Consider the following 20,631-nt stretch of genomic DNA (forward strand, 5'->3'; position numbering starts at 1 on the left):
TCTCCTCACACTTTGGACTGGTTCTGGAAGAGCAATTTGTCTGCGCTCTTTCTGTGACCAGATTTACAATCGAGATTGTTAGTGCGCCAGAAAAACCAATAAAAAGAGCTTATAATTGAGGTAATGCTGTCGGAGTTTTGACTGGATGGCACTGTAAATTTGTAAATCTTGTCAAAGATGAATTTTACAGCTATTTTGTCATGAATTGTAAAACTGCCGTTATGGGTCGGGAGGACCAGGTGAGCGAACGCAAGATATTTGCCGGCCCACGCATCAGGCGCATCCGCAACGAGCGGGGCTTGACCCAGACGGCGATGGCCGAGGCGCTCGGTATTTCGCCGTCTTACCTGAACCTGATCGAGCGCAATCAACGACCGCTGACGGTGCAGCTTTTGCTGAAGCTCGCCAGTGTTTACAAGCTCGACCTCGACAGTCTTCAGGCCGAAAGCGGCTCCACGATCACGGGGCTGAAGGAAGTGTTTTCCGATCCACTTCTGACCGGTGAACTGCCGGGCGATCAGGAATTGGTCGAAATCGGCGAGGCCGCGCCCAATGCTGCCGTCGGCATCATGAAGCTTTACCGTGCCTATCGCGAGCAGCAGCAACGCTTGTCCGATTTGTCGCAATTGCTGTCGCATGAGGGAAGCGGGGCTGAGCTTTCCGCGACGCGCCTGCCGCTCGATGAAGTGCGCGATGTGATGGCGCGGCGGGCCAACCATTATCCGCGTATCGAGGAAGAGGCGGAGAGCTTTTACACCCTCCTTAAGCCGGACGGGGATTTACCCAGCGCCTTGAAGGACTGGCTGCGCCGCGAGCATGGCATCACGGTTCGCACGTTGCCGGTCGCCACCATGCCGAACTGGCGCAGGCGTTATGACCGGCATTCGCAGCGGCTTTTCATCTCGGAGCGTCTGTCGCCCTTCGATCAGCTGCAGGAAATTGCCATGGAGGCGGCGCTGATCCGGATGCAGGTGGTGATCGGCGCAGAAACGGAGGGCTTGAAACTGTCATCGGGCGAGGCGAAGCGCATCGCGCGGTTCGAACTGGCGCGCTATGCGGCGCAGGCCTTGATGATGCCCTATCGCCAGTTTCGCGATGCAGCTGTGCGGGCCCGTTATGATGTCGATGTGCTACGCACGCGTTTCGGGGTTTCATTCCAGCAGGCGGCAAACCGGCTGACCACCTTGCAGCGACAGGGGGCAAGTGCGCTGCCCTTCTTCGTGATGGAAATCGATCATGCAGGCAATCGACTGCGCGTTGCAGGAGCGGAAGGTTTTCCGACCCGCTTCGGCGGTCAATGCCCAAAGCTGCCGGTCTATGCGGCTTTCGCTCAGGCAGGGCAGGTGCTGGTGGAACCGGCGGAACTGCCGGACGGCTCGGCTTTCCTGACAATTGCCCGCACGCTGGAGGGGCCGCAGGGCGCATTCAGCGAGCGTCCGCGCCGGACAGCGCTGTTGCTTGGTTGTGCGCTGGAAGCGGGGGCCGACACGGTCTATGGCGCGTCACTTTCAAAGGCTGGTAATACCGAGATCGGTCCGGCCTGTCGTCTGTGCGAAAGGCAGGGCTGCATCACTCGTGCCGAGCCACCGCTGACACGTCCGCTCGGGCTGGATGAGATGGTGGCGGGGATATCGGCCTTCGACTTCCAATAGTAAGCTGGTGTTTGTCAGGCATAACCGAAATCTCATTGCCCCACGGATGGGGGCGGATGGGTCCTGCGATGCAATTTTTATGTTCGTCCTGTCACGACCCTGTTGACGAATGCTGTGCAATCTAAAAAAGTGCAATAAAGAAACAGTATATACACCTTGAACCTGCACCGGAATTTATCGTGCAGATTGGAGCAAACGATGGGGATCAAATCCTTCCTTCTGGCAACGACCGTCGTGACGGGCTTTGTAGCGGCTGCCACATTTTCCGCGAGCGCGCAGGAGCGGGTGGTCAATATCTATAACTGGTCGGATTATATCGACGACTCCATTCTCAAGGATTTCACCAAGGAAACGGGGATCAAGGTCGTCTACGACGTTTACGACTCCAACGAAATTCTGGAGACCAAGCTCCTGGCCGGTGGCAGCGGCTACGATCTCGTGGTGCCATCGGGCGAATTCCTTGGCCGTCAGATTCCGGCAGGCGTGTTCCTGAAACTCGACAAGGACAAGCTGCCGAACCTCAAGAACATGTGGGATGAAATCTCCAACCGCGCGGCAACCTACGATCCGGGCAACGAATATTCCGTCAACTACATGTGGGGCACGACCGGCATTGGCTACAACAAGGCCAAGATCAAGGAAGCGCTCGGCACCGACACAATCGACTCCTGGGACGTGCTTTTCGACCCGGAAAAGTCTGCGAAGCTTAAAGGTTGCGGCATCTATCTTCTTGATTCGGCCAGCGAAATGCTGCGCCCGGCTTTGAATTATCTGGGTCTCGACCCGAATTCGCCGTCGCCGGACGATCTGCAGAAGGCTCAGGATCTTTATCTGAAGATCCGCCCGAATATCCGCAAGTTCCACTCGTCTGAATATATCAATGCGCTGGCCAATGGCGATATCTGCATGGCCATCGGCTATTCGGGCGATATCTTCCAGGCACGTGATCGCGCTGAAAAAGCAAAGCAGGGCGTCGAGATCGGCTATTCGATCCCGAAGGAAGGCGCGCTGATCTGGTTCGACCAGATGGCGATCCCGGCAGACGCCAAGCATGTGCCGGAAGCGCTTGAATTCATGAACTACATGATGCGTCCGGAAGTGGCTGCCAAGGCTTCGAACTACGTGTTCTATGCCAATGGCAACAAGGCCTCGCAGGAGTTCATCGACAAGGAAATTCTTGACGATCCGGAAATCTATCCGACCGAAGACGTCATGAAGAAGCTGTTCGTGCCCACGCCTTATGACACCAAGACCCAGCGCGTGGTCACCCGCGCTTGGACCAAGATCGTCACCGGCCAGTAAGAGCCGAAATACTATGGGACCGATATGTCCCGCCCGACATCGTGAAGAGCGGCCCACTGTGCAGACGGAGGGCCGCTCTGCGTCTTGTAATACAGCATAATTATCGAGAGCGGTCCCGCTTTAAAGACAGGCTTTTGGTTCCGGGTAGATCGGATAGGGGAACGGAATGGAATCTTTTGGCAGTTTTCGCCGCAAATTTGCGCCCTGGAACGATCCGGCGGCCAAGCCCTTCATTTCTTTTGAGAATGTGACGAAAATATTCGGCGATTTTACCGCCGTCGATGATCTGTCGCTCAATGTTTTCAATCGCGAGTTCTTTGCGTTGCTGGGGGCTTCCGGCTGTGGCAAGACCACGCTGATGCGCATGCTGGCAGGTTTCGAGGAGCCAACATCGGGTCGCATCACGCTCGACGGCCAGGATATGCGCGGCATCCCGCCCTATAAGCGCCCGGTCAACATGATGTTCCAGTCCTATGCGCTGTTTCCGCATATGACGGTCGAGAACAATATCGCTTTCGGCCTCAAGCAGGACGGTATGGCGAAATCGGAAATAGACGCGCGCGTGGCCGAAATGCTCAAGCTCGTGAAGCTGGAGCAATATGGCAAGCGCAAGCCACATCAGTTGTCCGGCGGCCAGCGCCAGCGCGTGGCGCTTGCCCGCTCCGTTGCCAAGCGCCCCAAGGTGTTGCTGCTGGATGAGCCGCTCGGCGCGCTCGACAAGAAGCTGCGCGAGGAGACCCAGTTCGAACTGATGGATTTGCAGGTCAAGCTTGGCATGACCTTCATGGTCGTCACCCACGATCAGGAAGAAGCAATGACCATGTCCGACCGCATCGCGGTGATGGACAAGGGCCGCATCAAGCAGGTGGCGACGCCGGCGGAAGTCTATGAGGCGCCGCGCTCCAAATTCGTGGCTGACTTCATCGGCAATGTGAACATCATCGAAGGCGAAGTGGTGAAAGCCGCGAACGGCGAGGCAGAAATCGCCACGGAAAAATTCGGCTTTCACATTCAGACCGAGACCCGCGAAGAACTCGATCCGGGCCAGAAGGTCTGGTATGCGGTGCGTCCTGAAAAGACACGCATCACACGCGAAAAGCCGGACGATGCTTCGGTCAATGCGGTGGAAGGCGAGCTTTGGGATATCGCTTATTTCGGCGATATGACGGTGTTCCATGTGCGGCTGGAAAATGGGCGCACGATCAAGGCTGCAAGCCTCAATGCCGTGCGCAAGACGGAAAATCCGCTGACCTATGACGAGCGCGTCTGGGTTTCCTTCGATACCGATGCCGGTCTGGTGCTGACCGCCTGAGGAGGCCACCATGCAGAAGCTCGTCGCTTCCATTGCCAGCCGTCTCGTCATCGCAGTGCCTTATCTCTGGCTGCTGGTATTCTTTCTGGTCCCGTTCTTCATCGTCTTCAAGATTTCCCTGTCGGAAGTCGCGATGGCGATCCCGGCCTATATGCCAACTTTCGATCTGGCACAGGGGTTCGCAGCAACGTGGGAGAAAATCAAACAACTCTCCTTCGACAATTATCTCTGGCTGTTGGATGATCCGCTTTATTACAAAGCCTATCTGTCCAGTGTCCGCATTGCGGCTATCTCCACCTTCCTGACCTTGCTTGTCGCCTATCCGATGGCCTATGGCATGGCGCGCGCGCCAACGACAATCCGTCCGACATTGCTGATGCTGGTGATCCTGCCGTTCTGGACGTCGTTTCTGATCCGCGTCTATGCATGGATCGGTATTTTGAAGCCGGAAGGCCTGCTCAATCAGTTTCTGATGTGGCTCAACGTCATCGATACGCCGCTCAATATTCTCAATACCGATACGGCCATCTTCATCGGGATCGTTTATTCCTATCTGCCGTTCATGGTGTTGCCGATCTATTCCTCGCTGGAAAAGATGGACTATTCGCTCATCGAAGCGGCGCAGGACCTGGGCTGCACACCGTTTGCCGCCTTCTGGAAAATCACCTTCCCGTTGTCGCTGGCGGGTGTGCTGGCCGGTTGTTTCCTCGTGTTCATTCCGGCCGTAGGTGAGTTCGTCATTCCGGACCTTCTCGGTGGTTCGCAGACACTCATGATCGGTAAGACGATCTGGAGTGAGTTCTTCTCCAATCGCGACTGGCCGGTCTCGTCGGCGGTGGCTGTGGTGCTCCTGATCCTGCTGATCATTCCGATCGTAATTTTCCAGCAGGCGCAGGCGCGGGCGCAGGAAAAGGGGAAATAGGATGCAGAACAACTGGTCCCGCTTCAATATCGCATCGGTGGCTCTGGGCTTTGCCTTCCTCTATCTGCCCATCGTCCTGCTGGTTATCTACTCGTTCAACGAATCCCGACTGGTCACGGTCTGGGCCGGATTCTCGACCAAATGGTATGTCGAGCTGTTTCGCAATCAGGCGCTGATGGATGCGGCATGGGTGACGATCCGCGTCGGCCTTCTGTCCGCAACGATTGCGACGGTTCTGGGTACGCTCGCAGCGCTGGCGCTGACACGTTATACGCGCTTTCGCGGACGCATCCTGTTTTCGGGCATGGTTTACGCACCGCTGGTCATGCCGGATGTCATCACCGGTCTTTCATTGCTGCTGCTGTTCGTGGCGATGAATTTCGACCGTGGCTTCTGGACGGTGACGCTTGCGCACATCACCTTTTCGATGTGTTTCGTGGCGGTCGTCGTGCAGTCGCGTCTGGTGAGCTTTGATCGTTCGCTGGAAGAAGCGGCAATGGATCTGGGCGCGCCGCCGGTCACGACGTTCATGAAGGTAACTCTGCCGGTCATCCTGCCTGCGGTGGTTTCGGGCTGGATGCTTGCATTCACCCTGTCGCTCGACGATCTGGTGATTGCAAGCTTTACCTCTGGTCCGGGCGCAACCACGCTGCCGATGAAGATCTACAGCCAGGTGCGCCTTGGTGTGACGCCGGAAATCAACGCTGTCTGTACAATCCTGATCGCGCTGGTGACGATCGGTGTCATCATCGCCTCGGTCGTCAACAAGCGTCGTGAAGTGCAGCGCCGCCGCGACGAGCAGGCGGCATTCCGTATGGGATAATGAAAAACGGGGCTTACTGCCCCGTTCCCATGGATGACGGTGAAATAAATGGCCGATCCCACGAGCCGCCGACGAAGAAATTGAGCGGCGGCTTGGCGGGCGGAGTTTCGGCTGGCGGCTGGCTATCCTGACCGTCTGTGCTGCCTTCCTGTGGCTGCTGCGGCTGGCTGTTCGGGAAAACGACTTCACCACTCAGCGCCAGACTGCGATCCACGAAAGGCACAATGCCTGCCAGCGTCAGCGTGCCATCGGAAGTGTCGAGACGCGCATTTTCCAGCGTCGCCACACCATCGGACAGATTGGCTTTCACATCCAGACGATTGAAGGCAAGCGCGACGTTTTCCTTTCGCTCCAGAGCGAAGAAGCGCTGGCTCTGCGCCTTGGTCAGAAAATCCTGCACGGCAAAGCCCTGCATCTGACCATTGTTGAGCTGGATGGAAACATTGCCCTGCGCGTTGGTCAAAAGGCCGGACCAGCGATTGGCCGGACCTTTCATGAACAGGGAAACATTGCCTTTGCCGCTTACGAAAGGCTTGTCGAAGCCAAGTGCCGTAAAGAACTGCGAACTGTCGATATCCGAGGCGTTGAAACGCAATTCGCCGCTCGCACTTTTCAGGTCACGCACGATCTGCACATTGGCTTGCATGATGCCGTTGAAGGCTTTGGCGTCGCCGATGTCGAAGATGGCACGTCCGCCTCGTATCTGAACCGCAGCAGCTACACCCGTCATGTTCACCGGGCCCGCCGTGGCACTCTGCGCGGAAAGGCGAAGGTCGACTTCTGCGCGATCAATGAAGCTCGTATCGACCACGTCGCGGTCGTGATTGTTGCGCTCGTTCGGCGAGCGCGCGCCGCTATCGGGCAGTGGAATGAAGGCTGAAAACAGGCGACCAAGGTCAAGCTTGTCGAAAGCCAGTGTTCCGGTTACCGCAGGCTGTTCCTGTTCCAGACCGATCTCGATCACGCCCTTGGCCGGGCTGTCGCTGGCGGTCATTTCCACATCGGCGAATTTCAGCCGTTTCGGTGTCGCGGTTATGGTGGATTCCAGCGAGAATGCACCAATTTCGGCGCTGCCCGCAATTGGCGGAAGGCTGAGCCAGCGTACCGCGCCGCTGAGTGACGGGGTTTTGGCAGTCAGATCGCCTTCGAAAAAACGATCCTTGGAAATATTCGCCTTGCCCTGAAATGTGAGGCTTAGCGGATTGGCGGTCAGGCTTGCGGTCACATCCGATGTGCCGCCCGCCAGAAGCGGCAGCGCTTGTGCGGCAGTCAGGCTGAACTGGGAGGTCTCTTCGCGCCATTTGGCGCTGCCCTTCAGCGTTGCGGCGCTTGATGTGCGCGGCCATTCCAGTGTTGCGTTGACATCGGTTATCTGCTCGTCACTGGTGATTTCCGGCTCGCTATCCGGACGGTTGAAGGCAATCGTCCCATCACGAACCACGACACGGCCAAACGGTTGTGAAGCCTGCTGCGTTGCCTGTGCATTATCCCCGGAACCGTCTTTCTGCAGGGCGCGCTGCGCACGGATCGCGGTGCCGAGGCGTCCGTTGGAATTGGCGATGGCATCGAGGAGCTGTGAGAAATTCGAAATCGGTCCGTCGAGGTTTACATGCGGACGGACGATCTGCGTTTCGGAAAACGAGATATGTCCCATGATAGCATCGAGCGGAGAAAGCTCCACATCGATGCGATCAGCGCTCATGAGTGGTTTCTGACCCTGATCGGTAAGTTTGCTGAGCGTCACGCCGTTCAACGATGCGCGCAGAACGGGGAACACCTTCAGGCGAGGGGCTTGTCGCAGTTCAACGCTATAGCCGGTCCAGGCGCTGATTTCCTGTGCAACGCGGATACGGATGGCATCGGTAGAGACAATAAAAGGTACCACGGCCAGCAAGGTTGCTGCAGCCGCGGCGCAGAGAATGACGAGCGCAATTATGAGGCGCGTAAATCGGGGCCAGCGCATCAACCGTCCAATCAGTGAAGTTTCATAGAAACACGCCACGTTTTTTCTTCGCGCCGCGCCTCTGGTATTCGTTTTTTTGCATATCGTTATCGCAAAATTGCTGAGCACTTTTGCGCGACATATTTCAAGCTGTAAACCAGCAATGGGTCAAAGCAAAGACGCTAGTTTTATGATAAGTCGTCTACGGTTGCAGAGAACGGAATCAAATCAACAGCGCTGCTTCTTCCTATGGTTAATCAATTGCTGCGCGGAAATTAACCCTGATTTTACAGTCGCTACTAATGCGTAAATTCTGAACGAAGAACTTAAGGCGTCGTTAACCGGCTTCACGCGATAAGGAATGCAACACTGAGTGATGATCGAGCTGCCGTTTCCGGTGCTCCATTGCGAATTGCTTTTGTGTCCTTTGTCTCTGAGATTCTGATAGCGCCGGTTCGTCCGGCGCTTTTTTTTGAGCTTGAACAAGGACATGAAAAAACCTCCCGCAAGGGGAGGTTCTTTAGCCTTTCAAGGTGCCGATCAGTCAGCCAGTACGCGTGTCGGCGGGAAGGCAATCTCGACCACCGTTCCGTGTCCCGGAGTGGAATCGATGGCAAATTGCGCCCGATTGGCTTCTACCATGGCTTTTGTCAGGGGCAGGCCCAGCCCGGTGCCTTCGCTGCGCCAGTCCTTCGCGGTCTCGGCCTTGCGGCGTTCCAGCGCGTTGACCTGCCGGAATGGTTTCAGTGCCTGCTCGACCTCGGATTTGGTCATGCCGATGCCGGTATCGCGCACCCGCATCACGACATCGCCGTTCATTTCATAGCTTGTCGACACGATCACCTGACCGCCCGGAGCTGTGAAGCGCACAGCGTTGGACAGAAGGTTCAGGGCCACCTGCTTGATCGAACGCGTATCGGCAACGATGTCGGGCAGGTTGGATTGGAAGCTCGAACGGATGATGACACGCTCGCGATTGGCCTGCGGTTGCATCAGTGCGATGGCTTCGGCAATGGCATCGTTGAGTGAGACCGCTTCAAACTGCATGTCGAGAGCACCAGCTTCGATCTTTGAAATGTCGAGCAGATCGTTGACCAATGCCAGCACGTGATTGCCGGAACGGTTAATGTCGCGCAGGTAATCCCGGTAGCGATCATTGCCGATGGAGCCGAACTTCTCGTCGGCCATCAGCTCGGAAAAACCGATGATTGCATTGAGCGGCGTGCGGATTTCGTGGCTGATGCGTGCCAGAAACTCTGTTTTCTGGCTTGAAGCGCGTTCAGCTTCCTTGCGCGCATTGGTTAGTTCTTCCTCGGTGCGTTTCCACTGCGTGATGTCCCGCAGGACGGCGCAGAACCCACGCGTGTGCGGCAGTTTGCCGATGGTCATGAACAGCGGAATAAAGCCGCCCTTGGCTTCGCGGCCGATCACTTCGCGCCCATCATTGAGGACACTCAGAACGCCGTTGCCGGAAAGGCCGTGCAGATAGTCCATGGCGGCGCGCTGGCTTTCGATGGCAAACAGCATAGAAAAGAACTTGCCTTCCGTCTCGTCGCGTTCATAGCCGAAGAGAGCCGAGGCCGAATGGTTCATCGAGCGGATGCGGCCTTCAGGGTCAATAAGGACAACGCCATCCGTCGCCGTGTCGAGAATGGTCTTCAGTTCCTCGACATGATCCGCAAGTGCCTGCTTCTCGTCGTCCTTGTCGATCGCAACCGGCGCTTCAGCCGGGGCGGCAACGGCTTCAACGGATACCGGTGCAGCTGCCACCGGCATCAGGCTCAGCATGAGTGCGCGGCCTTCGCGCCAGGAAATGGCGTTGAGATGCGCATCGACAGGTTCTTCGCTGCCATTGGCGCGGCGCAACACCATGCCCTGTCGCGTTTCGCCATCGTCGCTTTCGCTGTTGAACAGCACATCGACGCCACCCGCACCGCGAATATCATCAAGCGATTCATAGCCGGTGAGATCGAGCAAGGCCTGATTGACGTAATGGATCTTATCGCCCGAATGAATGATGACCGGCACAGGCAGATTGGCCAGCAGGGCCGTTTCATCTCCATAGGCCATTCCGGATGACGGAAGTGATGCTTCGTCGGCGGTAACTTCGTCGATGAGCGACGCTTTCACTTCGGTCTTTTCGACCGGCTGCGAGCTGTCAATAACAGGCTCGTCCGATATGGCGACCGTTTCGGTTTCGGCGCGCGAATTGGCAAGACCCTGCTTGCGCAGACGATCAGCAATTTCGCGGAATGCGTTGCGCTCGGTCTTGGTCAGCCCGCCTTCGGGACGCTCTTCGCGCTCCCGTTCCTTCAGCATCCGCGCCTGGTCCGCAGCCACTTTCTCTTCTGCGCAAGCGTTCAGTAAGCTGATCACCTTATCGGATTCCCGACGTCCCGGTGTCGGCGCGATATCCAGCGGCGGCTTGGGCAGCGTTGCGACAGGGCTGTCGTCATTGGCAACTTCTTCGCCTAGCGCCAGAACATCGTCGTCTTCGACAGGTGTTGCCGTTTCGACCGGTTCGCTGACGGGCTTGCGCGCCTGCGGAATGCCGCCTGCAAGCACCAGCCCGATTTCTTCCGGGTCCTTTTCGGCCTCAGCCGGACGCACCAGGCCAAAGCCGCGGAAACCGGTAAATTCCCGATCGCGCGAATAAACGGGCAGGGCGGCAAGCTCGACCGGCACGCGCAAATCCGTGCCCTCTACCGGCCACATCAACCGTTTTCCCGACCATGTGTCACGCTTGTCCAGCAGTGCCGCAATACTGCCATCGGGATCGAAGCCGAAGACATTGGCCACATCGGCAAAGCGACGCCCGACGACATCAGCCGCATTCGGCCCAATCGTCGCGGCAAGGTCCGGCGATATTTCGCTGAATGTGCCGTCCGGTCCCACCTTCCAGATGAAGCGCGCGGGCGGAGCATCCTGTTCGAACACAAAGCTACGGGGCTTCTGCTGATCGGTGGAAGCATCTTCAGTATTTGCGCTCTCCACAGGCTCTGGAAGTATCTCTTCCAGAATTTCTTCGGCCTCACCCTGCAGAGCGGCGGGTGCTTCCAATGTCGCGACGGGAGCATCACCGATGATGCAAAGAAGATGCATGGGCGGCGTATCGGTCAGTCGCGCAATCGCTCCCGGCACGGAATGCTTTCCGGCGCGGATGCGGCGCTTGACGATACGGTCAGTCGCATCTGCAGCTTCAATGACAAGGTCTTCCAGCGTCGTGGAGGAAATGTCGAGTGCAGCAAAACGCGGGCTCGCGGCAATCACCCGGCTGTTCGCGTCGATCAGCGCAATATGCGTGCTGTCGTCGCTGAGGCCGGAAATGATGTCTTCAGCTTCTGCGTCCTTGCCATCGGCAGTCAGCAGCAGCCCGGACACGCCGTCGGGAAGCGTAATATGTGACACGCTGAACCGGGTAAGGTCGGAACGCAGTCCGCCGCCGAGGCGAACGGAAACGGTTCGGGTTTCACCCTCCGCATTGCTGTTCGAAGAGGCGATCTGCCGGCGTGTGGCGATGGGCAGATCAAGGCCGCCGCCGATCATGTCTTCCACGCGATCGAAGCCGAAAAGCTTCGCGCCGGGGCCGTTGACCCAAAGCACTGCCGACAGGTCGTGCGTCAGCACGAGCTGCGCATCGCCCTTTGCAAAGCCCTCGCGGATAGAATCCAGCGCGGCAATATCGATGAAGGGGTATGATCCTGACATACCTGTCCTTACCTGTTCTTTCGACCGCCCGCAGTGCTCGTTAACACCCTGTTAATAAGCCTCTTATGGGCGCGGGTCCACATTGCCATTTGGTATGGGCTGCATTTTCTGTTTCATTAGTTAATACGGGAAAGGCAATTTTACAGGCTCGGGCCAATATCCGGGTTGTGCACAGCCGGTCACCTATAATGGTTACCAGCCGGTGACCGTTAACAGCAGGATTTGATATTGAATCCCGCAATTGGGAATTTCTCAAAAAAGAGAGCTATAATCACTTGCAATATGGATCGATTCTCCGTATGTGACCCCCTGTCGGCGACGCCAGAGCGTTACGCAGCCGACACAAAGGTACGCGGTCGTAGCTCAGTTGGTTAGAGCGCAGGATTGTGGCTCCTGAGGTCGTTGGTTCAACTCCAACCGACCGTACCAATTTCACTTTCAGGCCACCACTATAAGACATTGAATTTACAGCGAGAAATGACAATCGCGCTGTATGGCTATTGTCGCTTGCGGAAAATTTGGCTACATATGCGGACACAAACGGGCGCACTTACGGGTGCACAAATCACCGGGTTGCATATGTGGAGCTGCCTATGGGGCGCAGGATTGACGATAGCAGTGCAGACCGTCATCTGACCAAAATCAGGGGCATTTACTATTACCGCCGTCGCGTACCGGGAACCATCGGAACGCTCGATTCTCGTTCTCCCATCATTAAACAGTCACTGCAAACGACAGATCTGGTCGTTGCGCGATCCAAGCGTGATCTGCTCGAAAAGGCAGATGGCGAGCTTTGGGCCTCGCTAATTATGGGCGGCGACAAGGACGAGGCCAGAGCGAAATACGACGCTGCAGTTAAACGCGTGGAAGCTCTAGGTTTCACATTTCATACGGCAAGGGAAATCGCATCAGAGCCGCTGGATAAGATCCTCAAGCGCATCGAGACAATCCTTGCGCCGAGTGCGCCTGTCATGCAGGCAGCTGCCATTCTTGGCACAGTCGATGCGCCAAAGGTGACTATCAATCAGGCGTTCAAGATTTATCGCTCTCAAATTGCAGCCGATCAGCTCCGCGACAAGAGCGAGGCGCAGCGCCGCAAATGGGTGCAGCAGAAACAGTCAGCGGTGAATTATTTTGTCGAGTTGAATGAGGATAAGCACATTGATGAGATCACCCGCGCTGACGCGTTGAAGGTCTATAATTTCTGGTTGAAGCGGATTGCTCCTGATAAGGGTGAACCTACGCACACAGCGACGGCTGGCAACCGGATCCTGTCGGATCTGAAAATTCTCTACGGTCGTTACTTCACTCACATTGGTGACAAAAACCGCGAAAACCCTTTCGCAGATCTCGGTTTTATCGAGAAGAATAGATCCAGACCGCCTTTCAGTGCCACGTGGATCAAGGATAGCATTCTCAAAAAAGGTGCATTGGCTGGCCTGAATGATGAAGCGCGAGGCGTTGTTCTCGCTATGATCGAGACAGGCGCGCGCCCCAGCGAGATCTGCAACCTCCTGCCTGAGCATATACATGCAAACGAAAAGTTGCCTTACATAGAGGTAACAGCTATCGAAGATGGCGAAGGCAAGCGGGAGATCAAAACGGAATCATCCAAGCGGATTATTCCGCTCGTGGGTATCGCTGTTGAAGTGTTTAAAAAGCACAGTGGGGGATTTCCCCGTTACCGGCATAAAGAAACCCATATGTCGAACACGCTGAATAAGTTCTTCAAAAATAACGGGCTGTTCCCAACCGACAAGCACAAGATCTATTCGTTTCGTCATGCGTTTGAAGATCGGATGAAAGAAGCTGGTCTGGATGCAGAACTGCGCCGGTCGTTGATGGGGCACACCATCGACCGGCCCAATTATGGGGAGGGTGGTTCTCTGGAGTGGCGGCGCGCTGAGCTGCAGAAGATTGCGCTGCCATTTGATGCGACAATCGTATAGTTCCAGGGCGTCTTTTTCTATCTTCACATTTCCACGTCGTTGCGTATATGATTCAAAATAGGGAGTGTTCGGGGTGGGTATTTCTTCAATTAAAACTGATTGTAGTAACTCTCCTGTTGGAGAAGTTGTTGATTTGTTCTGTGGTGTCGGCGCATTAAGCCATGGTCTAAAACGCGCCGGTTTTAAGATCCTTGCTGGCTATGACATTGATGCCAGCTGCAAGTTTGCCTACGAAACGAATAATGACGCCAAATTTTATACAGGTGACGTCGCTAAAGTCAGTGCAAATGAGATCAGAGAGCAATTCTCTGGTGAATTGCCGTCGGTACTTGCTGGGTGCGCTCCATGTCAGCCGTTCTCTACATATAAGCAGCGTTACGATGAGGATCCTCGTTGGAATTTGGTGGATCGCTTTGCAAAGCTGGCGGTTCAAGTTCAGCCAGATTATATAACCATGGAGAATGTACCGTCCCTTCTGAAATACAAAGAAGGAAAGGTCTTTGACGATTTCAAGCGAACCTTGGAAGATGCGGGTTACTTTGTTAACTGGACAGTGGCCAAGTGTGAAGAATTCGGTGTGCCGCAGCGTCGGCGACGACTGGTCGTCATTGCTTCTCATCATAAGCCCCTGCCTGATTTACAGCCTACTCACTCGAGGCCAGTAACAGTCAAGGATGTCTTGCAGAAGTTGCCTCCTATCAACGCAGGGGAAGATAATTTCGCGGATCCGCTTCATATCGCATCGGCCTTAACCGACATAAATCTCAAGAGAATTCGTGTTTCGAAACCCGGCGGAACATGGCGAGATTGGCCGTTTGAGTTGAGAGCAAAATGCCATCAGAAGAGTTCGGGTAAGACCTATCCCGGCGTGTATGCACGGATGAGTTGGGATGAACCTGCCCCGACCATGACGACTCAATGTTACGGGTTTGGAAATGGAAGATTTGGGCATCCCGATCAAGATCGGGCTATTTCGTTGCGTGAGGCAGCGATCCTGCAATCGTTTCCTCCTGAATATAAGTTTCTGCCTGACGGCATGCGGCCTAAGTTTACGGAAGTGGGCAGATGGATCGGAAATGCTGTGCCCGTCGGGCTTGCCGAAGCTATCGGGCGAGTAATTCAGTCATCATTTGGGGGGCAAAATGGCGAACAGGCAAGACAAGCAATTCCAATTTGAAATCTCGTTAAGTGTTCTCAATCACTTGGGGCGCAATCTTTACCGTAACTTTGTAACGGTGCTGGGCGAGGCAATTTCAAATTCTTGGGATGCCGACGCAAAAAATGTCTGGATCACAATTGATCGAGAGAAAAGCTCATTTTCGATCAAAGATGACGGCAAAGGTATGGATGCCGAAGCCTTTCAGAATCAATTTCTTAAGGTCGGGTATTCGAAGCGCAAAGATGGGCAGCGCAAATCTGATTCCGGGCGCCCGTATATTGGTGCAAAAGGGATAGGGAAGCTCGCGCTCCTGTCCTGTGCACAACGAATATCAATATTTACCAAAGTCGCCGGAGGGGAATTCACTGGTGGTGTGATCGATAACACAGACCTTGATGCCGCCATACAGCACGATAACACCCCGGATGAGTATCCGTTGGAAGCATTAAATTATGAATTAATAAAAGGACTTACCGATGATCTAGAACATGGGACAATAATCTATTTTGAAAAATCAAAAGATCAGCTTCGAAACTCGGATGCATATATTAAAAAGCTGCTCGCATTAAGCTTTAAATTTTCGATATTAGACTCAAATTTCAACATTCATGTTAATGGTGATCCGGTGGGCATATCAGACTTGGCTGATCTGTCCCGCGAAACGGAGTTTCTGTGGAACGTCAATAAATACTCTGACGATTTTGTTAAGTCACTGGATAATCTAAAAGAAAAAGAGATAACTGTTACAACCCCGCTCAATATAAAGGGTTTCTTAGCCACGGTTCGACTCCCAAGGCATTTAAAAATAACCGGTACGGAAGAACGCGCCACCGTCGACCTTTTTGTGAATGGTCGCCTTCGAGAGAAGAACATTATTCGCCACATTCCTACTCAACGTATTGTTGAAAGCTATTTGTATGGACAAATTCACTTCGACACTTTGGATAGGGAAGGCTTCGACCCTTTCACTAGCAGCCGCGAAGGGATCGTGGAAGATGATACACTCTTCCAATCGTTGCTCGAATATTTGAAGAACGAGTTGATCCCGAAGGTGCTTGATGAATGGGATAAGCTTCGCCTTGATCGCGGCGAAGAGGGGGATGATGAGAACACCAGAAAAACAAAAAAACAGCGGAAGGCTCGTGATCTATATAATGCATCACGAGAAGAATACACCTTGTCCAAAGATGATCCAGAGCGAGATACTGTTGATTCATGGCTGGATAGTTTAAGAAATGACGCTGAATTTAATTTAACTGCTTACGTTGACTGTTTCTTGTCAGAAAATTTGATTAGGAAGTATATTCATCAAAAGCAGAAGCAGCTCCCCCCTGTGGCCGCGAATGAAATTTCGGAATGGAAAAAGCGTGAATTAGATAATCTTGGAAAAGCGAACATTAGTTTCCAAATTAGAAAAGGAAACGATGATCTAGGTTACCTAGGAATGGACCATCTTGCGTTGATCGCAGAAGGTACGAAGTCGACCAATGGAAAGCAATCACTCTGGTCAGACGCTACGAACTTTAAACCGGTCCGAAACGCCGTTGGACATACTGGCCTATTAACAGAACTCGCCAAAGCCCATTTGAATCTAACTTTTCAGAATATTAAATCGCGTGTGATTTCATTGTTGTCTGGTAAGTGACGTTAAAAAAACCATCATCGCGCGCTGTATGCGCGCGATGATGCGTTAGAAGCCCGCTTTCTAATCTCCGACAATTTCGCTTCCCTTGATTTCAATTGGTCTAGTTCTTGTTCAAGGCGCTCATATATGGGGAGACATTTCACGCCTTCCGGGCCAAGTCGCACCATCCACTGAGCAAGCACATTCAGCGCTCGCTCAATGCGCTCTCTCGTGATGGGTTGGGATTGACCAGAAATCCCATCAGCCATGATCGGCCTCTGTGGGGTCAGGTGCCAGTGCAACAGCTGCCATAGCGCGCCAGATGCGGCAAACGAGATCATCCTCCGTCTGGCTTTCTTCCCAGACAAGATCAAGCGCGGCTTTAGACATTTCCGGGGTCGCTTCGAAAGGAAGTAAGCTAGTGGCGTCTGTCCATTCGATCTTGGTCTTGTCGGCCATGTCAGTGCACCTCGCCAGCTGTTACGAAATGCGCTTTGCCGTCGGCTTCGACCTCAAACCGGAAAGCTACGTCATCGCCCCACCAATAGACTTCGACGTAATAACTGCCCGGTTCCAGCGGGCCGCTTATGCCGTCGCCGGTCTCAATCAACTCGTCGAGCGAGCTGCTCAGTGTTTCGAGATCGTTGTGGTAAAAGCAGTTGGCTTTGCTTGGATAGTCTCCATTGATCGAGAATGACCGATCTTCCGCCAAGTGTAGGATGTACGTCCCGTACTGTTCGGTTGGATGAAAGCGGACGATATCGCCTTCGGCAACTTTGAACAGAAGGTGCCCCTGATCTTCGATGCCGCCGTCTGGACGAAGGTCGTCCTTACTCTCCTTCGGGATGACGATGTACGTGCCATCGTCGCATTGATGAAGGAAGTCGGTCGGATGCCGCAGCGGAGCCGGCACAAATTCATCCGTCCAGTCTGCGGGCAGCCATGTCAGCTCGTAGGTCTTGCCGGTCATATCAGCCCCGCAATCTGCAGGCCGAGAACGACGCCAGTGGCAAAGCAACATCCGAAAACCGCCAGCATGACGCGGAAAGTCGTGTCGCGATCCTCAATCTTGTAGTTGGCAGACAAGGAAAACCCAGCCTCGGTTCGGAACTGGATCTCGTCACGCATGGCTGTCGATCCTCTTGATGGACCGACGGCGCGCTAGGGCTGCGGCGCGCTGGCCGAGCTTCGCAACCACCTCGCGGGAAAAGCCGTGGTTCTCAAGCGTTTCCGGTGTGACGTTTTCACCGGCGAAGGCCATTTCGCGCATCTTTTCGGCGAGACGGTTTTCGACACTGCTGATGCAGGTTTGGTGAGCAGCGGAATGCGTTTTCGTTTGAAACCGGATCATCTTCTTTCATCCTTCTGATATCTGAGGGGATCAGATTGCGGGACAAAAGAAAGCACTGCTTTAAATTAAAAGCAAGTGATACTTTAAAATTATTAAAGCAAGAATCGATTCGACAGCGCGAAAAAAAGAATCAATAGTGAGAACAAAATTAGAACAGGGTGGTTTGTGGAATGTCTTGTGTGCAGGAGCCAACTGTAGGATCTACGTCGGTTATTGAGATTGAATGCGCTGATTGCGGGCGAATCCGCTGGCTTAAACCCCATGATTTGTACCGGTCTCGGTCGAGGGTGACGCCCCTGACAACCATTCGGCAGCTCGGTTTGAAGCTGTTTTGCACTGGTTGTCGGGATGAGGGGATGCCTGGGCGCAACATCAATCTAAGTCCGAGGTTCTTGTCCTCAAGCGCTCGGATTTATGCTGATGCGTATATTATCAATAGCCGAGAAGCTCGCGCGTAGGTATTACTCGCCACATGTTTTTGATGGCATACGGATCGAATATCAGCTCTTTGGCAGGGTTGTATTGCTTGCATACGATCTCGGTTTTCGACCGTTTAACCAAGCGCTTGATGTAGGCCTTTCCGACGGTTTCGCCTTCTGCCGGAAAGGTTTCAATTACAACATCGTCACCTGCAACGGCGTCTCGACCGCCACAATATAGCAGTTCTCCCGGCTCGTATCGCGGCTCCATACTGTCGCTAAGTACGTGAAGTGCAAATACTTTTCGGAGATGGGCTATCCCTGCAGGTCGCCGAGCATATCCGGCCACTTCTCCATTTAAGGTGAAATCTCCATCGTCGCCGCCTACGGCAACGCCAAGTATCTCCACATCAAGTGGTCCGGTGTCAATGTGGGTCATGTCGGATACAATTTCCGCATCCGAAACGTCGTCTTGATTGGACAAGTACCTGACGTTGCCCTTGCTTAAGGCAATTGGATCGATGTCTAGGAAGGCTGCAACCGCTTGAAGGTTCTCCATGGACATCACGTTTGCGCCACGTTCCCAATTGCCGACTGCGCCAGTACTGACGCCAGCAGCTTTCGCAATGTCGCGCATAACTAGTCCGCGCTGTTTCCTTGCGGTGCGCAGTGCCAAGCCAATTTTTTGCGGTAGCTGTGTCTCATCCATAATTGGATGTGACTCAATGTGGATAATTTCGTCCATTTAAGTATCCCTTGCATTCAAATGAAAGCTATGCTTTAAAATCGCGCATGGCTGACAGAGACGAAATGCATATGGCCCTTGAGGCCGCTAAAGACCGGGCAAAAGGTGCCAGCTCCTTGGCGCGTTCGCTTTGCATCACCCCGCAGGCAGTGAACCAATGGTTCATTGTGCCACCTGAGCGGGTTCTTGATGTGGAGCGATTGACGGGAATATCCCGCCATCTTCTTCGACCCGATGTATTCGGAAAGCCACAATCTGCGCCCGTTGGTTCCTCTTCGGGTGAGGCTGGAGCGTTGTCGCCCCCCGCTAACCCCGGCGGCGCTCCAGCCAATTCTGAGCAGGGTAGAGCAGAGGTAGCTCACCGGGTTCATACCCCGGAGGTCGCCGGTTCGATTCCGGTCCCTGCAACCAGTTTCGATTCGTCCGGCATCTCCTCCCAGTCGGACGGAAACGCCGGGGCGCAGCATTCTCTGGCTGGATGCGCCCCGGCTGCAATTTCGGAGGGCTTGCGATGAGTTCATTTCGTTGTTCTCCAGCCTGCGGGCCACCTGATTGACTTGACCAGACAGTCCTATCGGTAGGGCTGACTCATTTCACCGAATCCTTTGAGCGATTTTTTTCCTTGAAATTTCAGGGAGGTTCTTTTGCGCACTATTTCTGAGCCGGAACGCCGAACGCTAAAGGCCGCAACTGACGGTGCCTATGTGCTGTCAGGCGGCATTTCCCGCATTCTGGACTTTACCCGCGTCTCCACCTCGCAGCTTTCAAAGTACGCATCGTTTGGCGAGGACAACACTGAAAGCTTCGCGCCGATCGACGTGGCGGTCGAGATCGACCGCGCCGCCAAATCGCCGACGATAACGAAAGAGATGGCGGCGCTACTCGGTTACGAGCTGGTGCCAGTCGGCGTTCGGAAAGACATCGCGCCGTCGGCAGCTCCGATTTCTGAAAAGGATGCAATGCGCATCATGAAGGAGGGGATGGACGTCTCGCAGGCGATCATCGAAGCCCTGACAGATAACCGGATTGATGCTGGTGAGCGCAAGAACATCGGGAAGGAAGCTCGCGAGCTCATGCGCGTAATGGACGATCTCGTCCGCCGACTGGAGGCGGGCACATGATCTCCGGTAAAATTGCAAAGTTCATCATCATTGATGAGGTAGGCGAAGTTCATCCGCCTCGCTGGAGGCGTTTGACCTGCCGTTTCGGTTGCGATCGCTCCCGACGGATACTCGATCGATTTCCTAAAAAAGCTGATGCGATAGCGCGGGCCACTGTTGAAGGTGGCTCGCGCCTTTGTGCGGGAAAGGCTGTTCGTCATGGTTGAGGTTCATGAGGGATACGATCCGTGGAACGCCAAGCCGGTAAAGGCTGGGAAACGGCGCACTAAAGCAGTCGATATTGAAGCTGACGAGCTGGATGCGTCCGAAGTTCATCCAACGACTGGCGACACCATCACCTCGGAAGCCCAGACAATCGCCGTAGGGCAGCTTCGCGCCTTCATTGAGCGTATCGAGCGGCTGGAAGGGGAAAAATCCGAGATCGGCGACGATATTAAAGGCGTCTACGCCGAGCTGAAAGGTGCGGGTTTCGACGCGAAAACCGTCCGGGCAATCATCCGCCTTCGCAAGAAAGAAGATCACGAGCGTCAGGAAGAGCAGGCGATGCTGCAGCTCTACATGGACGCGCTTGGTATGTCGTGAGGTTGGCCGATGATCAATTT

General features: G+C 54.5%; 19 protein-coding genes, 2 tRNA genes and 1 pseudogene. 14 read left to right on the plus strand and 8 right to left on the minus strand.

The features are described 5' to 3' along the window. Positions 1–239: 239 nt before the first annotated feature. From KWJ32_RS01235 to KWJ32_RS01255, 5 genes are all read left to right on the plus strand, one after another. The gene (locus tag KWJ32_RS01235) at positions 240–1,652 is read left to right on the plus strand and encodes a helix-turn-helix domain-containing protein (protein ID WP_040128638.1); all 1,413 of its coding nucleotides are present in this window, start codon (positions 240–242) and stop codon (positions 1,650–1,652) included. Between the two features lie 198 nt (positions 1,653–1,850). Then, positions 1,851–2,954, plus strand: a complete 1,104-nt coding sequence (locus KWJ32_RS01240) for a polyamine ABC transporter substrate-binding protein (protein ID WP_010659114.1) — start codon at positions 1,851–1,853, stop codon at positions 2,952–2,954. A gap of 166 nt (positions 2,955–3,120) precedes the next feature. Continuing rightward, positions 3,121–4,266 carry an ABC transporter ATP-binding protein gene (locus KWJ32_RS01245; RefSeq protein WP_012093275.1) on the plus strand — a complete coding sequence of 382 codons (1,146 nt, stop codon included), beginning with the start codon at positions 3,121–3,123 and terminating at the stop codon, positions 4,264–4,266. A 10-nt stretch (positions 4,267–4,276) separates the two neighbouring features. Then, positions 4,277–5,188 (plus strand): ABC transporter permease subunit, encoded by a 912-nt coding sequence (locus KWJ32_RS01250; protein ID WP_010659112.1) that lies wholly within the window; start codon positions 4,277–4,279, stop codon positions 5,186–5,188. Between the two features lies 1 nt (position 5,189). Further along, complete coding sequence (locus KWJ32_RS01255) at positions 5,190–6,011, plus strand: ABC transporter permease (RefSeq protein ID WP_010659111.1); 822 nt, start codon at positions 5,190–5,192, stop codon at positions 6,009–6,011. Between the two features lie 13 nt (positions 6,012–6,024). On the opposite strand, the gene KWJ32_RS01260 is transcribed toward KWJ32_RS01255, so the two are convergent. From KWJ32_RS01260 to pdhS, 3 genes are all read right to left on the minus strand, one after another. Then, positions 6,025–7,974, minus strand: coding sequence for an AsmA family protein (locus KWJ32_RS01260; RefSeq protein WP_010659110.1), 1,950 nt, complete (start codon positions 7,972–7,974; stop codon positions 6,025–6,027). Between the two features lie 207 nt (positions 7,975–8,181). After that, positions 8,182–8,445 (minus strand): hypothetical protein, encoded by a 264-nt coding sequence (locus tag KWJ32_RS01265; RefSeq protein WP_210251626.1) that lies wholly within the window; start codon positions 8,443–8,445, stop codon positions 8,182–8,184. 48 nt (positions 8,446–8,493) lie between these two features. Beyond that, entirely contained in the window at positions 8,494–11,661 is a 3,168-nt protein-coding gene (gene pdhS / locus KWJ32_RS01270) for a cell-division control histidine kinase PdhS (protein ID WP_012093273.1), read from the minus strand. A gap of 352 nt (positions 11,662–12,013) precedes the next feature. On the opposite strand from pdhS, the gene KWJ32_RS01275 reads away from it, so the two are divergent. The 4 genes from KWJ32_RS01275 to KWJ32_RS01290 all read left to right on the plus strand — a co-directional run bounded on the left by KWJ32_RS01275 (position 12,014) and on the right by KWJ32_RS01290 (position 16,414). Further along, positions 12,014–12,090 (plus strand) — tRNA-His (locus tag KWJ32_RS01275). Between the two features lie 164 nt (positions 12,091–12,254). Beyond that, on the plus strand, positions 12,255–13,610 hold the full coding sequence (locus KWJ32_RS01280) for a tyrosine-type recombinase/integrase (protein WP_151609413.1): 1,356 nt from the start codon (positions 12,255–12,257) through the stop codon (positions 13,608–13,610). A gap of 73 nt (positions 13,611–13,683) precedes the next feature. Then, the gene (locus KWJ32_RS01285) at positions 13,684–14,787 is read left to right on the plus strand and encodes a DNA cytosine methyltransferase (protein ID WP_151609415.1); all 1,104 of its coding nucleotides are present in this window, start codon (positions 13,684–13,686) and stop codon (positions 14,785–14,787) included. Next, the gene (locus KWJ32_RS01290; protein WP_151609416.1) at positions 14,753–16,414 is read left to right on the plus strand and encodes an ATP-binding protein; all 1,662 of its coding nucleotides are present in this window, start codon (positions 14,753–14,755) and stop codon (positions 16,412–16,414) included. The genes KWJ32_RS01285 and KWJ32_RS01290 overlap by 35 nt, the downstream gene beginning before the upstream one ends. 240 nt (positions 16,415–16,654) lie before the next feature. On the opposite strand, the gene KWJ32_RS01295 is transcribed toward KWJ32_RS01290, so the two are convergent. From KWJ32_RS01295 to KWJ32_RS01315, 5 genes are all read right to left on the minus strand, one after another. Then, the gene (locus KWJ32_RS01295) at positions 16,655–16,852 is read right to left on the minus strand and encodes a hypothetical protein (RefSeq protein ID WP_151609418.1); all 198 of its coding nucleotides are present in this window, start codon (positions 16,850–16,852) and stop codon (positions 16,655–16,657) included. Position 16,853: 1 nt separating this feature from the next. Further along, positions 16,854–17,363: a hypothetical protein gene (locus KWJ32_RS01300; RefSeq protein WP_151609419.1), complete on the minus strand. Its 510-nt coding sequence runs from the start codon at positions 17,361–17,363 to the stop codon at positions 16,854–16,856. Beyond that, positions 17,360–17,521, minus strand: a complete 162-nt coding sequence (locus KWJ32_RS01305) for a hypothetical protein (protein ID WP_192799821.1) — start codon at positions 17,519–17,521, stop codon at positions 17,360–17,362. The genes KWJ32_RS01300 and KWJ32_RS01305 overlap by 4 nt, the downstream gene beginning before the upstream one ends. Continuing rightward, the gene (locus KWJ32_RS01310) at positions 17,514–17,744 is read right to left on the minus strand and encodes a hypothetical protein (protein ID WP_151609421.1); all 231 of its coding nucleotides are present in this window, start codon (positions 17,742–17,744) and stop codon (positions 17,514–17,516) included. The genes KWJ32_RS01305 and KWJ32_RS01310 overlap by 8 nt, the downstream gene beginning before the upstream one ends. Positions 17,745–18,176: 432 nt before the next feature. Beyond that, positions 18,177–18,872 carry a helix-turn-helix transcriptional regulator gene (locus KWJ32_RS01315; RefSeq protein WP_192799826.1) on the minus strand — a complete coding sequence of 232 codons (696 nt, stop codon included), beginning with the start codon at positions 18,870–18,872 and terminating at the stop codon, positions 18,177–18,179. A 101-nt stretch (positions 18,873–18,973) separates the two neighbouring features. Between KWJ32_RS01315 and KWJ32_RS01320 the strand changes: the two are divergent. The 5 genes and pseudogenes from KWJ32_RS01320 to KWJ32_RS01340 form a co-directional block, all read left to right on the plus strand. Next, positions 18,974–19,153 (plus strand): annotated as a pseudogene (locus tag KWJ32_RS01320) (YdaS family helix-turn-helix protein); the annotation flags it as partial. A 91-nt stretch (positions 19,154–19,244) separates the two neighbouring features. Then, a tRNA-Met gene (locus KWJ32_RS01325) sits at positions 19,245–19,319 on the plus strand. Between the two features lie 233 nt (positions 19,320–19,552). Continuing rightward, complete coding sequence (locus tag KWJ32_RS01330) at positions 19,553–20,029, plus strand: phage regulatory CII family protein (RefSeq protein ID WP_151609424.1); 477 nt, start codon at positions 19,553–19,555, stop codon at positions 20,027–20,029. Further along, complete coding sequence (locus tag KWJ32_RS01335) at positions 20,026–20,235, plus strand: hypothetical protein (protein ID WP_256885948.1); 210 nt, start codon at positions 20,026–20,028, stop codon at positions 20,233–20,235. Before KWJ32_RS01330 ends, KWJ32_RS01335 begins: the two co-directional genes overlap by 4 nt. A gap of 88 nt (positions 20,236–20,323) precedes the next feature. Next, positions 20,324–20,611 (plus strand): DUF2312 domain-containing protein, encoded by a 288-nt coding sequence (locus tag KWJ32_RS01340; RefSeq protein WP_231771609.1) that lies wholly within the window; start codon positions 20,324–20,326, stop codon positions 20,609–20,611. The last annotated feature ends 20 nt before the right edge of the window (positions 20,612–20,631 follow it).

The sequence above is a fragment of the Ochrobactrum sp. BTU2 genome (genome assembly GCF_024539785.1).
Classification (GTDB): Bacteria; Pseudomonadota; Alphaproteobacteria; order Rhizobiales; family Rhizobiaceae; genus Brucella; species Brucella anthropi.